The sequence below is a fragment of the Bosea sp. OAE506 genome (genome assembly GCF_040546595.1).
GTDB lineage: Bacteria > Pseudomonadota > Alphaproteobacteria > Rhizobiales > Beijerinckiaceae > Allobosea.
Window position 1 is genome coordinate 2,779,581 of record NZ_JBEPOB010000001.1, and the last position, 14,979, is coordinate 2,794,559.

Sequence of the window (14,979 nt, forward strand, 5' to 3'; positions counted from 1 at the left end):
AGCTGAGCCAAGCGCAATGAAAGCTGTAGCGACACGATGGCGAGCGTCACGGGAAAAGATCCGCTGCTTGTAGCGCAGTGGCATCTCAAAACGCTTCTGGGGAATGATCCGAACAAGATCTGGTCCGAGTTCGATGGCACCGGCGTCAAGGTCGGCATCTACGACGATGGGATCGACAAAAGCGTCAAGGACCTTCAGGGCACCTACGACGCGGGCAAGGAACTCGTCTTCGGCGGCGTCAGGGCCGATCCCTCGAAGGGCTCCGGCGTCCACGGCACCGCTGTCGCCGGCATCATCGGCGCTGGTGCGAACAATGGCGTGGGCGGGGTGGGCATCGCCCATGGCGCCAGCCTCACCAGCATCGATATCTTCAGCGGCACCGCCAATTACAACTTCATCGCCTCGATCAGGGCGATGTCGCAGTTCGACGTCACCAACAACTCCTGGGGCTGGAGCGCGAAGTATTCCGATAATGCGTCGGTTGCCGGCTCGTTCGGCAAGCAGTTCATCGATGCCCTGGCGTTCGCGGCGGATACAGGCCGCGGCGGCAAGGGCACGATCATCGTCAACGCGGTGGGCAACGACAACCTGAGCGACAACCGCGACGCCAACACCAGCGAGTACAATGCCGCCCGCCAGACGATCACCGTCGGTGCGATCGGCCAGGACGGCGATGTCTCGGCCTATTCCACCCGCGGCGCCTCCGTGCTCGTCTCGGGCCCGACCAATGGTGGCGGTGCCGGGATCACCACGACCGACAGGACGGTCGGCGGCTACAGCGCGACCGATGCGACCTCCAGCTTCGGCGGAACCTCGGCCGCGGCCCCGATGGTCACCGGCATCGTCTCGCTGATGCTGGATGCGAGCAACAACACGCTCGGCTGGCGCGACGTGCAGGACATCCTGTCCTACACCGCCGACCACACAACTCCGGCGGCGCTGACCGGCGGGATCTCCGGTCGCATGGAGTATGGCTGGACGATCAACAAGGCCGACAACGCCAATGGCGGCGGCCTGCACTACTCCAACGACGTCGGCTACGGCATGACGGACGGGTTTGAGGCCGTGCGCTATGCCGAGGTCTGGTCGAAGTTCGGCGCCGCCGAGGTTTCGGCCAACGAGGCGAAGGCCTCTGTCGTTGGCACGGTCAACAAGGTGATTGCCGACAAGGCGACGCTCCAGTTCACTGCCGTTGTTAGCCAGGCGATCGAGATCGAGCACGCGGACCTCACGCTGACGCTGACCCACGCCAACATCAACGATCTGCGGATCGAACTGATCTCGCCCGAGGGCACGCGGTCGATCGTGCTGGATGCCGGCACCGGCGTGAATTCCGTCGCCAACAACAGCTGGACCTTCGGCACCGATGCGCTGCGCGGAGAGCTGTCGAACGGGACCTGGACGATCAAGATCACGGACACCAAGACCGGTGCGGTCGGCTCGGTCGCCAGCTACAGGCTGGACGTCTATGGCGACGCCCCCTCGGCCAACGACGTCTACCATTACAATGACGAGTTCTTCAAAATGCTCGCGCTCGACCCGGCGCGCGGCACCCTGAAGGATCTGGACGGCGGCATCGACTGGATCAACGCCTCGGCCAATGTCGACAACACGGTGATCAACCTGAATGCGGGCCAAGCCTCGACCTGGGCTGGCAAGACCGCCTTCACGATCGCTTCGGGAACCGTGATCGAGAACGCGGTCACTGGTGACGGCGACGACACCCTGATCGGAAACGCCTCGGCGAACGAGCTGATGGGCATGCGCGGCAACGACGTCCTCGAAGGGCGCGGCGGCGCCGACATCCTGGACGGCGGCACAGGCATCGACACGGCCACCTACGTCTCCTCGACCGTCGGTGTCGACGTCGACATGAAGCGCGCCACGCAGGTCGGCGGCGACGCACAAGGCGATTCTTTCAGGTCGATCGAGAACGTCACCGGCTCGGCCTTCGCCGACGTCCTGCGCGGCGACGACACGTTCAACTTCATCCAGGGCGGCAAGAGCAATGACGTGCTGGAGGGCCGTGGCGGCGCCGACATCCTGGACGGCGGCGAGGGCATCGACACCGCGACCTACGCCTTCTCGATTGTCGGTGTCGATGTCGACATGAAACGCGCCACCCAGCTCGGCGGCGAGGCCCAAGGCGATACGCTGAAGTCGATCGAGAACGTCACCGGTTCGGCCTTCGCCGACGTCCTGCGCGGCGACGACACGTTCAACTTCATCCAGGGCGGCAAGGGCAACGACGTCGTCGAGGGGCGCGGCGGCGCCGACATCCTGGATGGCGGCGAAGGCATCGATATCCTGAGCTACCTCAACTCCGGCGGAGCGATACAGATCAACCTCGCGACCAGGGTCATGACGGGCAACGATGCCGCCGGCGACGTGATCTCCAACTTCGAGAACCTGCAGGGTTCGAGGTTCGGCGACAGCCTGCGCGGCGATGCCGGCGCGAACGTCCTGCGCGGGGAGGCAGGTAACGACACCCTTTACGGGGATGGCGGCGACGATCTGCTTATCGGCGGCGAGGGTAACGACACGCTGTATGGCGGCAACGGCAAGGACATCTTCCAGTTCCTGAAAGCCGAGGGCCTGTACGGCACCGATGTCTGCGCCGATTTCGTCCAGGGCCAGGACAGGATCTCGCTGGTGGGCTATGGGCTCGATTATTCGAAGCTGACCATCACGTCATCGGGTTCCTACTCGTCCGTCGACTTCGCCAGTGACGGCGGCACCATCACCGTTATGACGAGCGCGAGACTTTCGTCCTTCGACTTCTTTTTCCTCTGAGGCGAAACGACAACGGCCGGCCCCGAAGGGCCGGCCGGCGACGTGTCCCGGGTCTCGAAACGCAGGCTCGTCAGAACTGGTACTTCATCGTCGCCTTCACCGTGCGGCCGGGCTCGGTGTAGTAGTCGCGGGCCTGGGCGAGGACGCCGGTGGGGACGTTGACCGCGTCCCAGTACTTGCGGTCGAAGATGTTGTAGACGCCGATCTGGAGCTCGAGGTCTGTGATCTGCGGCAGCGGCTTCCACCAGGCGGTGGCGTTGAAGATCGCATAGCCCGGCGCCTTGAAGCCCTGGGTCGCGCCGGTAGTGGCGGCGACGTCGTTGCGGGCGGAGGCGAGCTTGGTCGAGACCTCGGCCCCCCAGCGCTCCGTGCCATAGGCGATGGCGACGATGCCCTGCATCGGCGGGATCGAGTTCAGATAGGTGTTGTCGTCCTTGTTCTTGCCGCGGGTGTAGGCGAAGGAGCCGCGCACCAGCCAGTTCTCGGCGAAGGCGTATTGCATGTTCGCCTCGAAGCCCTGGATCTCGGCCCGCGTGATGTTGCGGAAGCTGGTGATGCCGCCCTGCGGGTAGAGCCCGCCGACGCCCGGCGCCTGGGTCTGCACCTGCTCGATGAAGTTGCGGTAGTTGGTGTGGAAATAGGTGAACGAGCCGCCGAAGGCCTTGTCGCCGAAGCGGACGCCGACATCGATGCCATTGCCGGTCTCGGGGCGCAGATCCGGGTTGCCGGTGCGCAGATAGGTCGTCGGCGAGCCGAAGCGGCCATAGAGTTCGTTGGCGGTCGGGGCGCGGAAGGTCTTGGCCCATTGCGCGAAGACGGTGACGTCCTTGAGCCAGGGCGTGTTCTTCAAAACCTCGTATTCGAGCCGGATGCGCGGCGACCAGGCCGAGTCGCTCGAGGCGGCGGGCAGGCCGGTCGGGCGCGAGGCGCTGTTGGAATAGGCCGGCGTGTATTGCGGCTTCTCCTCATACCAGTCGTAGCGCAGGCCGGGGGTGATGCGCAGGCGGTTCTCCAGCAGGCCGATCTCGTCCTGGATGTAGAAGCCGGCGAGGCGCCCGTCGACCTTGGGCTGCTCGGCTTGGTTGGTGGGGATGTTGTTGCAGGTCGTGAAGGCGCCCGTGTAGATGCCGGTGGCCGGACGCGTCGGGCAGGCGTCGGAGCCGGCGCTGTACTGCTCCAGGCTCGACATGCGCAGCTCGGTGCCGGCCGTGACCTTGTGCGACAGCATCCCGGTGTTGAAGTTCTTGATGACGTGGCCGTTGAAGCCGTAGGCGTTTTCTTCGTTCTCGTTGTCGCGGGCGTAGAGCCCCATGATGCTGGTGTAGCGATAAGCGTTGGTGAGGTCGTTGCGCTTCAGCCGCTGCCAATAGGCCAGCGCATGGGCCTCGTCGAAGAACGAGCCCGGCAGCTTGTAGTCATAGCTCAGCGAGACGCGGTCGCGCTGGACGTCCTCGCCGGTGCGATAGGCGCCGGGACGGTAGTTGCCGGTCAGCGAGACCGCATTGTCGCGGTTGGAGATCCGGTCCGAGCGCTTGAAGGTCTCGGCGGTCAGGCCGAAGCGGTGCGCCTGATCGTTCGAATACTGGTAGAGCTTGGCGAGGAAGCTGTACTGGTCGAAATCGCGCGGGTTCGGCTCTGTCCGGGCGGCGCCGATCGTCTTCACATTGCCGCGGTTGTCGGTCTCGTGGCCGTTGCGGAAGCCGCCCTGGATCAGCGCCCAGGTGTTGTTGAAGCGTGCGGCGCCCGCCGCGCTGCCGAAGACGGCGCGGTCGGTGCTGTCAAAGCCGGTCTTGGCGAGAGCGCCATAGCTGCGGCCGTTGCGGATGATGTCCTCGGGGTCGAGTGTGCGCACGGCGAGCGCGCCGCCGAGCGAGCCGGCGCCGATCGTGCTGCCGCCGCTGGGGCCGCGCAGCAGGTCGAGCGTCGAGAGCGCGTCGAAATCGAAGGCGGTGGTGCCTCCGCGGTTCAGGCGGGTGTCGATCAGGAAGGGCTGGCGGATGCCGTCCACCGTCGTCAGCACGCGCGCGCCGTCGAGACCGCGGATGTTGAGGCTGTTGTTCTGACGGTTGAAGGTGATGCCGGCCTCGACGCGGGTCGAGAGCTCACTCAGGCTCTGGACCTGCTGTCGGTCGAGCTGTTCTCGCGTGGTGCGCGTCGTCGTCGGGCCGGCGACGAGGGCCTGGCCGGGCGCCGCGCCCTCGACCGTGATCTGGTCGAGCACCACAGGCGCCTCCGCCGCCGGGGCGGCAGGAGAGGTTCGATCGCGCGTCTGCTGCTGCGCCAGAGCCGGTGTCGCCAGCAGCATCACCGCCAGCGTCCCGAGCGCGACACCCTCGCGCAGCCTGCCTGAAGAAATCTCCATCGCCTTTGACCCACCCTTGCCGACGCGGCCAGCCGGAAGGCCGCCGCGTGCCGTACGTTTAAAATGAATATAAACAAGGCCTTGTACGCTCGATAAGGCTGCCTTCGGATATTGATGGAGTCGAAGACTGTCAATCATTGGCCATGCAAAGAACAATCTCCGATGCCGCGAAGACACATTCGTGCAATCGCTCCAATGAAACCTTCGTTTTACATTGTTCTAAAGAGGCGATGTGGGTCGGCGACAGGCGGTGCGGCAGGCTCCCGATCTCGTGAACGATCCGGACGCCGGCGCCGACATCTTCCTGTTGCAACGCAACGGCAGGGTCCCAACATGAGCGTCTGAATCGGAACGCTCCCTAACCATGCTCGACCGCCGCACGATGTTGACAGGATCTGCTGCCATGGCGGCGTCGCTGGCGCTGCCACCCGGCACCGGCCATGCCGCCGAGGCCGATGTGATCGTCATCGGGGCGGGGGCGGCGGGCATCGCGGCCGCCCATCAGCTCAAGGCGGCCGGCCGCCGGGCGATCGTGCTGGAGGGACGGGGCCGGATCGGCGGACGTGCTTTCACCGACGCGTCGCTCGGCCCGGCCTATGATGCAGGCGCGATGTTCATCCACTGGGCCGAGCGCAACCCTTGGGTCCAGATCGCCCGCGATCTCGGGGTCGCGACCTCCGACGAATCCTGGGGCGGCGGATTTCGCGTCTTCACCGGCGGGCAGCCGATGGCCGATGCCGACCGTCAGAAGCGGCGCGGCGCCTTCGGGCAGATCGACAGGCGGCTCGAGACGGTCGATCTGACGAAGCGCGACGTCTCGATCCGTGATCTGCTGGGCGATCTCGGTCCCGATCTGGCGCCGATCGCATCGTCGGGGCTGCTGCTCTCGATCGGCGAGGAATCGGACAAGATTTCGGCGCGCGACTATCAGCGCCTTTGGGCCGGCGACGATCTGCTCGTGCCCTCCGGCTATGGCAACCTCGTCGCGCGGCATGGCGCCGGACTCGACATCCGCCTGAACCAGCCCGTGAGCGAGATCCGCTGGGACGGGCCGGGCGTCACCGTGACGACGCCGGCAGGGACCCTGCGGGCGCAGGCCTGCATCGTTACGGTACCAGTCGGCGTGCTCAAGGCCGGCGCGATCCGCTTCACGCCGGAACTGCCGGCCCGCACGCGCGATGCGCTCGACGGCATCGGCATGGGGGCGCTGACCAAGATCGCACTGAAGGTCGAGGGCGACCGCTTCGGCATCGCGCCGGGCACCAGCTTCCTGGAAGCCGGCTCGCCGAAGCAGCTGATGAATTTCGACCTGTTTCCCGATGACAAGGACCTGATCGTTGCCTTTTGCGGCGGCGACCATGCGCGCGAGTTGTCTGTCGCCGGCCCGGAGGCGGCGCGCGACCATCTGACGACGCTGCTGTCGACCATGATCGGCTCCGATATCCGCAAGGCGGTGACGGGCATATCCTTCCCGGCCTGGTGGACCGACCCGTTCTCGCGCGGCTCCTATTCCGTGTGCCTGCCGGGCCGGGAGGCGGCGCGCGAGCAGCTGGCCGAGCCGATCGGCGGGCGCCTCTTCATCGCCGGCGAGGCCACGGCCGGCGGCGGCGCCATGACCGTCGGCGGCGCGACGCTGGCGGGCCGCGCGGCGGCCGCGGCCGTGGCGCGGATCAAGGCCTGAGGCGCCGCTACAGCACCAGTTCCCAGTTCTGCCCGACGAGGTCCTGGCCGAAGGAGTGGTGCGTCTCCTGCGCGATCAGCCGGAAACCTTCGGCGACATAGATCGCGCGGGCCGCGTGCAGGATGTCGTTGGTCCAGAGCTGCATGCGCCGGTAGCCGGCCGCCCGCGCGAAGTCGATCGCCCTGCGCACCAGCGCTTTGCCGAGGCCGAGCCCGCGTCCCGGCCGGTCGACGATGACCATGCGCAGCTTCGCGACCTCGTCGCTCTCGCGCATCACGAAGGCCGAGCCGAGGATCTGCCCGTCACGCTCGGCGATCAGCCCCTGTTCCAGGCCGGGTTGGAATGCACGCAGGAAGCCGGCGGCGATCTCGGCGACGAAGGCCTCGAATTCGATGTCCCAGCCATAGTCCTCGGCATAAATCCGGCCATGGGCGGCGATCACCCAGCCGATATCGCCGGGGCGGTGAGGGCGGATGACGGCCGCAGCGGCCTTTACCGCCGAAGTGTTCGAGAGCAGCGTCTCGGCATCGGTCAGCGCCGTCACCAGCCGGCCGCGCTGCGTCTCGTCGAGCGTCCGCAGCCGCTCGGCGGCTTCCGTTTGCGAGGCCTCGTCGAGAGGGCGGAAGACGGCGTGCCCGGCCTCGCTCAGGCGCAATGACAGGGCGCGCCCATCGGCGGCTGAGCGCTCGCGCAGCAGCCAGCCTTCCGCGGCGAAGCGCTTCAGGATGCGCGAGAGATAGGCGGGGTCGAGCCCGAGCTCCTTCGCCAGATCGCCCGCAAGCCAGCCATCGCGCCGGGCGAGTTCGTAGAGCACGCGGGCTTCGGTCAGGGTGAAGCCCGAGCCGTGCAGGCTGCCACTCAGGGCGCCAATGAGGCGGGTGTGGAAGCGGTTGAAGCGGCGCAGCGCCGCGACGGCGCTTTCGAGATCGGACATAGCAGCACCCTCCGCCACTCATCTCGACTGATATAATGGACTGAGTCAACTAAATTGGATGGGGACCGTTTCCGTTTTCTTGACGGTCCCTTAACCGGGCTCTGGCGGAATCGGCGCCTTCGTCACGCTCCCGGGCCGCTCGCGCATGCAGGTCGATCTTCTGGCCGGAACCACGCATCGTCCCGCCGTGCTGGCGCGGCCGGTGCCGACGATCCTCGTCTTCGATTCCGGGCTGGGCGGGCTGACCGTGCTGGCGCGCGTGGGAGAGGCCTGCCGCGGCGCCGATATCGTCTATGCCGCTGACGATGCCGGCTTTCCCTATGGCCGGCTGGAGGAGGGGGCGCTGGTCGCCCGCGTGCTGGTCGTGATGGAGCGGCTCGTCGCCCTCCACCATCCCGATCTCGTGGTGATCGCCTGCAATACGGCCTCAACGCTGGTGCTGCCGGCGCTGCGGGCGCGCTTCGCCATTCCCTTCGTCGGCACCGTGCCGGCGATCAAGCCAGCCGCCGCCGCGACGCGCTCGGGGCTGATCTCGGTGCTGGCGACGCCCGGCACCGTGGCGCGCGACTACACGCGCGGGCTGGTCTCGACCTATGCCGCAGGATGCGACGTCACGCTGGTCGGCGCGACGGGGCTTGCCGCTCTGGCCGAGGCCGCCTTGAGGGGCGAGCGGGTCGATGATGCCGCCATCGCCGCCGAGATCGCGCCCTGCTTCGTCGAGCGGGACGGGCGGCGCACCGATGTGGTGACGCTGTCGTGCACGCATTATCCGCTGCTGCTGGAGCCGATGCGGCGTGTCGCGCCCTGGCCGGTGGAATGGATCGACCCGGCACCGGCGATCGCGCGGCGCGTGCTGCAACTGCTCGGGGCCGATGCCGCAGCCGAACGGGCGGGCGGGCACGACGCTGTCGCTGTCTTCACCGCGGGCACCGGCATGACCGGCCCGCTGCGTATCGCGCTGGCGGGCCGCGGGCTGGCCGAGGTGCTGATCGAGCCGATGCCGCTCGTCAGCTGAGGCCAAGCCTCAGGCGAAGCGCGCCGGCGCAAACGGCGTCGGATCGACGAAGACCTTCTGGCCCGTGACCATCTCCGCGATCATACGGCCGGTGACGGCGGCCAGCGTCAGCCCGTGATGGGCGTGGCCGAAGGAGAACCATAGGCCCTTGTGCTTCGGTGCCGGGCCAATGATCGGCATCATGTCTGGCGTGCAGGGGCGGCGGCCGAGCCAGGGCTCGGGATCGATCCGCTCGCCGAGCGGGAAGAGGGTGCGGGCGATCGGCTCGGCGCGCTCGAGCTGGACCGGCGTCTTCGGTGCGTCGCGGTCGGCAAATTCGGCGCCGGTGGTCAGGCGGATTCCCTGCTGCATCGGCGCCAGGAAATAGCCGCGCTCGGTGTCGAGCACCGGGTGGTTCAGCACCGCATTGCCCTGCGCCTTGTAGTGCATGTGGTAGCCGCGCTTGACCGCCAGCGGCAGATTGTAGCCGAGCCTGCGGGAGAGCACGTCCGCCCAGGGGCCGAGTGCGACGACGACATCGCGGGCCTTGACCGTCGTGCCATCGGCGAGCGTGACGCTCCACTCCGCGCCCTCTTGCGCGAGCGTGCCGGCATCGCCGAGCGCGAGCTTGCCGCCGAGTTCCTCGAAGCGCGCGACATAGGCCTTGGACAGGTCCAGCGGGTCGATCACGGTGACCGGGTCGGTCCAGTGCAGGCCGCCAATCAGGCTGTCATGGTCGAGATGGGGCTCCTCGGCCTTCAACGTCGCCATGTCGAGTGGCCTGTAGTTGAGGCCAAAATCCCGGTTCCAGCGCGCGGCCTCGGCCAGGCGCTCGTCCTGCTGGGCGGCGGTGCGGAACACTTTCATCCAGCCCTTCCGGCGCAAAAGCCCGGTGGCGCCGGCTTCCTGCGCGAGCGCGTCATGCTCGCTGACGCAATGCTCGATCAGCGTGGCGTATTTATGCGCGATCGCCTCGTGCTGGGAGGCGCGCGAATGCATCCAGTAAGACCACAGGAAGGGCGCGAGCTTGGGGATGGCGCTCCAGTGGTAATGCGCGTCGATGGTGTTGTTCATCGCGTAGCGGATCAGCGCGCCGAAATCATGCGGGAAGCCGTAGGGGTAGACGCCCTCGCGCTGGATCAGCCCGGCATTGCCGTAGCTGGTTTCCTCGCCCGGGCCGCGCTTGTCGACGAGCAGGACCGAGCGGCCCGCTTTCTGCAGGTGCAGCGCCACCGAGATGCCGACGATGCCTGCCCCGAGAACGATCGTATCCGTCGCCATGATCCGCTCCTGCCCGCCAAACTCATGCAAAAATAGCCGTTCGCCGCGGCTTGTCAGCGGCGTGGTGGGATTTTGCGTGGTTGCGCGCCAAGTTTCGCAAGATTTGCGCCAGCGGCTGCCGCTGCGTCCCCGCAAGCCGGCAAACGGCCTTCGTCGCGCAATTTCCTGCGGACGCAGAGGGGGGCTGTTACAGGCGTGGGTGACGGGTGCGCGTCGATCGGCCAGTGTCGGGCTCCCGCCGGCCGTCAGAGTCTCCCGCCTCCATGCTCACGCGCATCGCTGCTTCACTGGCCGCCGGCCTCGCCTGGCTCGGGCGCTACGGCACGCAGGGCTTCGCTCTCTCGATCTTCCTGGGGCTGGCGCTGCCGCAATTTTCGGCGGCCGCGCGCCCGCTTCTGCCCGTGACGATCTTCTGCTTCACCACCATCGTTTTCATGCGCGCCGATGTGGCGATCATCGCCGGGCTGCTGCGCAGCCCGGGCAAGCTGAGCCTGACCTGCCTGTGGATGGTGGCCGCGCCCGTCGTCGTGATCGGCGGGGCGTTCCTGATCGTGGGGCGGGACGCGATCGATCCCGGCCTGCTGCTGGGGCTCGCCATCCTGGCGGCGGCGCCCCCGATCATGTCCTCGCCGGCCGTGGCGCTGATCTACGGGTTCGAGCCTTCACTGATCATCGCCGGCGTCATCATCACCACGGTCGCCAGCCCGGTCGTCGCGCCGATGCTGGTGGAACTGCTGGCGGGGGCCGCCGTGCCGCTCGACCGATGGGCGCTGACGCTGCGGCTGGTCTTCTTCGTCGGCGGCGGCATGGCGGCGGCCGCGATCCTGCGATGGGCGCTCGGCATGGCGCGCATCAAGGCGATGAAGGCCAATCTCGATGGCTTCGGCGTGCTGATGTACTTCACCTTCGCCATTGCGGCGATGGATGGCGTCACGAACGCCGCCTTCGACAACCCTTCGCGGGTCAGCGGTTTCCTCGCCTGCGCCTTCGCCGTCTCGATCATCGGGCTGGTCGTCAGTTATCTCGCCCTCCGCTTCCTGCGCCGGTCGGAGCGCTTCATGGTCGGCTACGGCGCCGGCCAGCGGAATATGGGCATGATCGTCGCGGCGCTCGGGGCCGGCGTGCCGCCCTCGACCTTCCTGTTCTTCGCGCTGGCGCAGTTCCCGATCTATCTGATGCCCTGGCTGCTGAGCGGCTTCGCGGGGCGGATCCGGCGCAGCGAGGCGGCTGCTGACGGGGCCTGACGGCGGACCCTGCGAGGGTCGCTCCGTTCCATCGGAGTTGCCCCATGATCACCCTTTATAGCGGCCCGCTCAGCCTGTTCTCCCGCAAGGTCGAGATCGCGCTGCGCGAGAAAGGGCTGCCCTTCGAGCGGGTGATGGTGCCGTTCAACCAGACGACGGGCTACGCTCCGAAGCACCCGGAGGTGCTGGCGCTCAATCCGAAGGGCCAGGTGCCGGTGCTGAACGATGCCGGGCTCGTGCTCTACGATTCCACGGTGATCGTCGAATATCTCGACGAGGCCTATCCCGAGATCCCGCTCTACCCGCAGGCTCCCGCCGAGCGTGCCCGCTGTCGGCTCAACGAGCTCTTCGCCGACGAGATCCTGCTGCAGGCGCTGAAGCCGCTGATGCACCGCACCGGGCCCATCGCCGCCGATCCGATCCGGCGGGCGGCGCGTGAGGCCGACGCGCTGATCGCGGAGGAGGCGCTCGCCGGCCATCACGCCCGGCTGGAGGAGAGGCTGGCGGGGCGCGAATTCTTCGGGCCGATGCTGTGTGCCGCCGACATCGCCCTGTTCATGGGGCTGCTCTTCGGCCGGCGGCTGGGCGGGCCGTCCTTCGCCGGACATCCCGGCCTGTCGGGCTGGTTTTCAAGGCTGCGCGAGCGGCCGGCCTTCGCGCTGGTCGCAGCCGAGATCGCCGAAGCCGACCGGCGGCTCTCGGTCCCCGTCATCATGCGCTGAGCTTTCGGCCGTCGCGGGGCCGGGGCTTCGAATCCGCAATTCCCTTCGCCGGGTCCATGCTTTAAACCGCGCGGCATGAGCGCCCCCATCCGCATCGCCCCCTCAATCCTCTCGGCCGACTTCGCCAAGCTCGGCGAGGAGGTGCGCGCGATCGATGCGGCCGGCGCCGACTGGATCCATTGCGACGTGATGGACGGGCATTTCGTGCCCAACATCACCTTCGGGCCCGACGTGCTGAAGGCGATCCGCCCGCACACGACCAAGTTCTTCGACGTGCATCTGATGATCGCGCCGGTCGACCCCTACATCGAGGCCTTCGCCAAGGCGGGTCCCGACCTGATCTCCTTCCATATCGAGGCCGGCCCGCACCCGCACCGGACGCTGCAAGCGATCAGGGGCGCAGGGCAAGCAGGCCGGCATCGTGCTCAACCCCGGTACGCCGGCCTGCATGGTCGAGCCGCTGCTGGACGATCTCGACCTGATCCTGCTGATGACGGTGAATCCCGGCTTCGGTGGGCAGAGCTTCATCCATTCCGTGCTGCCGAAGATCGCGCAGGTGAGGGCGATGATCGGCGAGCGGCCGATTTCGCTGGAGATCGACGGCGGGGCGACGGTCGAGACCGCGCCGCTGGCGGCCAAGGCCGGTGCCGACGTGTTCGTCGCCGGTTCTGCCGTGTTCAAGGGCGGGCCTTCCGCCTATGCCGGCAATATCGCCGCGATCCGTGGGGCGGCCGAGGCTGCGCGCGGGGACTGGGTTTGAGATTGTAGTTCAGCCCTCATCCTGAGGAGCCGCGAAGCGGCGTCTCGAAGGATGTTCCAGAGGGCGTCTTCTGGAGCATCCTTCGAGACGCACTCCTGCGGAGCGCTCCTCAGGATGAGGGCTCGTGTGATGACAAGGACGAGACGATGATCCCGCGCTATTCCCGCCCCGAGATGGTTGCCATCTGGGAGCCGCAGACCCGGTTCAAGATCTGGTTCGAGATCGAGGCGCATGCGACCGACAAGCTCGCCGAGCTCGGCGTCGTGCCGAAGGAGGCCGCCGCGACGATCTGGGCCAAGGCGAAAGACGCCACGTTCGACGTCGCCCGCATCGACGAGATCGAGCGCGTCACCAAGCATGACGTCATCGCCTTCCTGACGCATCTGGCCGAGATCGTCGGCCCCGAGGCGCGCTTCGTCCACCAGGGCATGACCTCGTCGGACATCCTCGACACGACGCTGTCAGTGCAGCTGGCGCGGGCGACGGACATCCTCATTGCCGATGTCGATGCGCTGCTGGCCGCGATCAAGCGGCGCGCCTTCGAGCACAAATTTACCCCGACGATCGGCCGCTCGCACGGCATCCATGCCGAGCCGGTGACCTTCGGGCTCAAGCTCGCCCAGGCCTATGCAGAGTTCGACCGCTGCCGCGCCCGGCTCGTGGCGGCGCGCGCCGAGATCGCGACCTGCGCGATTTCGGGTGCGGTCGGCACCTTCGCCAATATCGACCCGAGCGTCGAAGCCTATGTCGCCGAGCAGATGGGGCTGTCCGTCGAGCCCGTCTCGACGCAGGTCATCCCGCGCGATCGGCATGCGATGTATTTCGCCACGCTGGGTGTCGTCGCCTCAAGCGTCGAGCGGCTGGCGACCGAGATCCGGCATCTGCAGCGCACCGAGGTCTATGAGGCGGAAGAGTTCTTCTCGGCCGGCCAGAAGGGCTCCTCGGCGATGCCGCACAAGCGCAACCCGGTCCTGACCGAGAACCTGACGGGCCTCGCCCGCCTGGTGCGCGGCATGGTCGTGCCGGCGCTGGAGAACGTCGCGCTCTGGCATGAGCGCGACATCTCGCATTCTTCGGTCGAGCGCATGATCGGCCCCGACGCCACCGTGACGCTGGATTTCGCCCTGGCGCGACTGACCGGCGTCATCGATAAGCTGCTGATCTATCCGCAGAACATGCGCAAGAACCTCGACAAGCTCGGCGGCCTGCACAATTCGCAGCGCGTGCTGCTGGCCCTGACGCAGGCCGGTGCCAGCCGCGAGGAAAGCTATTCGCTGGTCCAGCGCAATGCGATGCGGACCTGGGAGCACGGCGAGGACTTCCTCACCAACCTCAAGAAGGATGCCGAGGTCACGGCCCGGCTTTCAGCCGCCGAGCTCGAGGCGATGTTCGACGAAGGCTACCACTTCAAGCATGTCGACACGATCTTCGCCCGGGTGTTCGGGGAGGTCTGAGCGCCGATGCGGATTGCGGTCCTCGCGGATATCCACGGCAATTTCGACGCGCTCGAAGCGGTCGTCGAGGATCTGGAGCGGACGCGGCCCGACCTTGTGGTCAATCTCGGCGACAGTCTGTCGGGTCCGCTGAAGCCGCGCGAGACGGCCGATCTGCTGATGTCGAAGGACTGGCTGACGGTTCGCGGCAATCACGACCGCTACCTGATCGAGCGGCCGTTCAACCAGCTCGGCGCATCCGACAGGGCGGCAGCCGAAGAGATGGCGCCGGAGCATTTCGACTGGCTGCGTTCGCTGCCGTTCTCGACGCGGGCGGCCGAGGATGTGGTGCTGTTCCATGCGACGCCGAGCGACGACAACACCTATCTGATGGAGCAGGTCCGGGGTGGGCGCTCCGAGATGCGTCCCCCGACCGAGGTGGCGGCCGATCTCGCCGGCATCGACGCCGGGCTCATCCTGTGCGGGCATTCGCATATCGCGCGGGTGATGGAGCTTCCCGATGGGAGGTGCGTCTTCAATCCCGGCAGCATCGGCCAGCCGGCCTATGACGATATCGCACCCGAGCCGCATGTCATGCAGGCCGAGAGCCCGCATGCGCGCTACGGCATCGCCAAGCGCGGCCGCGCGGGCTGGCGGTTTACCTCTGTCGCGCTTCGCTACGACTGGCACGGCGCCGCTGCCCTCGCCCTTGCGCGCGGACGAGGCGACTGGGCGCATGCCTTGTCGACTGGTCTTGCCCTGAAGCCGCACTGAT

General features: G+C 67.2%; 10 protein-coding genes and 1 pseudogene. 8 read left to right on the plus strand and 3 right to left on the minus strand.

Annotation, left to right across the window (positions count from 1 at the left end):
- The first annotated feature begins 36 nt into the window (after positions 1 to 36).
- Positions 37 to 2,793 (plus strand): S8 family serine peptidase, encoded by a 2,757-nt coding sequence (locus ABIE41_RS13550; RefSeq protein WP_192640921.1) that lies wholly within the window; start codon positions 37 to 39, stop codon positions 2,791 to 2,793.
- 70 nt (positions 2,794 to 2,863) lie between these two features.
- Here ABIE41_RS13550 and ABIE41_RS13555 read toward each other — a convergent pair whose 3' ends face one another.
- Positions 2,864 to 5,155: a TonB-dependent hemoglobin/transferrin/lactoferrin family receptor gene (locus ABIE41_RS13555; protein WP_192640922.1), complete on the minus strand. Its 2,292-nt coding sequence runs from the start codon at positions 5,153 to 5,155 to the stop codon at positions 2,864 to 2,866.
- 403 nt (positions 5,156 to 5,558) lie between these two features.
- Between ABIE41_RS13555 and ABIE41_RS13560 the strand changes: the two genes are divergently transcribed.
- Positions 5,559 to 6,836: a flavin monoamine oxidase family protein gene (locus tag ABIE41_RS13560; RefSeq protein ID WP_354192228.1), complete on the plus strand. Its 1,278-nt coding sequence runs from the start codon at positions 5,559 to 5,561 to the stop codon at positions 6,834 to 6,836.
- A gap of 7 nt (positions 6,837 to 6,843) precedes the next feature.
- On the opposite strand, the gene ABIE41_RS13565 is transcribed toward ABIE41_RS13560, so the two are convergent.
- The gene (locus ABIE41_RS13565; RefSeq protein WP_192640924.1) at positions 6,844 to 7,770 is read right to left on the minus strand and encodes a bifunctional helix-turn-helix transcriptional regulator/GNAT family N-acetyltransferase; all 927 of its coding nucleotides are present in this window, start codon (positions 7,768 to 7,770) and stop codon (positions 6,844 to 6,846) included.
- A 145-nt stretch (positions 7,771 to 7,915) separates the two neighbouring features.
- Between ABIE41_RS13565 and murI the strand changes: the two genes are divergently transcribed.
- Positions 7,916 to 8,785, plus strand: coding sequence for a glutamate racemase (gene murI, locus ABIE41_RS13570; protein ID WP_192640925.1), 870 nt, complete (start codon positions 7,916 to 7,918; stop codon positions 8,783 to 8,785).
- Between the two features lie 9 nt (positions 8,786 to 8,794).
- Here murI and ABIE41_RS13575 read toward each other — a convergent pair whose 3' ends face one another.
- Entirely contained in the window at positions 8,795 to 10,045 is a 1,251-nt protein-coding gene (locus ABIE41_RS13575) for an NAD(P)/FAD-dependent oxidoreductase (RefSeq protein ID WP_192640926.1), read from the minus strand.
- Positions 10,046 to 10,308: 263 nt separating this feature from the next.
- On the opposite strand from ABIE41_RS13575, the gene ABIE41_RS13580 reads away from it, so the two are divergent.
- From ABIE41_RS13580 to ABIE41_RS13600, 5 genes and pseudogenes are all read left to right on the plus strand, one after another.
- A complete protein-coding gene (locus ABIE41_RS13580; RefSeq protein ID WP_192640927.1) occupies positions 10,309 to 11,289 on the plus strand; it encodes a hypothetical protein in 981 nt (326 codons plus the stop codon).
- 44 nt (positions 11,290 to 11,333) lie between these two features.
- Complete coding sequence (locus tag ABIE41_RS13585) at positions 11,334 to 12,011, plus strand: glutathione S-transferase family protein (RefSeq protein ID WP_210320810.1); 678 nt, start codon at positions 11,334 to 11,336, stop codon at positions 12,009 to 12,011.
- A gap of 75 nt (positions 12,012 to 12,086) precedes the next feature.
- Positions 12,087 to 12,771, plus strand: a pseudogene (gene rpe / locus ABIE41_RS13590) (ribulose-phosphate 3-epimerase).
- 146 nt (positions 12,772 to 12,917) lie between these two features.
- On the plus strand, positions 12,918 to 14,225 hold the full coding sequence (gene purB / locus ABIE41_RS13595; protein ID WP_192640929.1) for an adenylosuccinate lyase: 1,308 nt from the start codon (positions 12,918 to 12,920) through the stop codon (positions 14,223 to 14,225).
- A gap of 6 nt (positions 14,226 to 14,231) precedes the next feature.
- Entirely contained in the window at positions 14,232 to 14,978 is a 747-nt protein-coding gene (locus ABIE41_RS13600) for a metallophosphoesterase family protein (RefSeq protein ID WP_192640930.1), read from the plus strand.
- The last annotated feature ends 1 nt before the right edge of the window (position 14,979 follow it).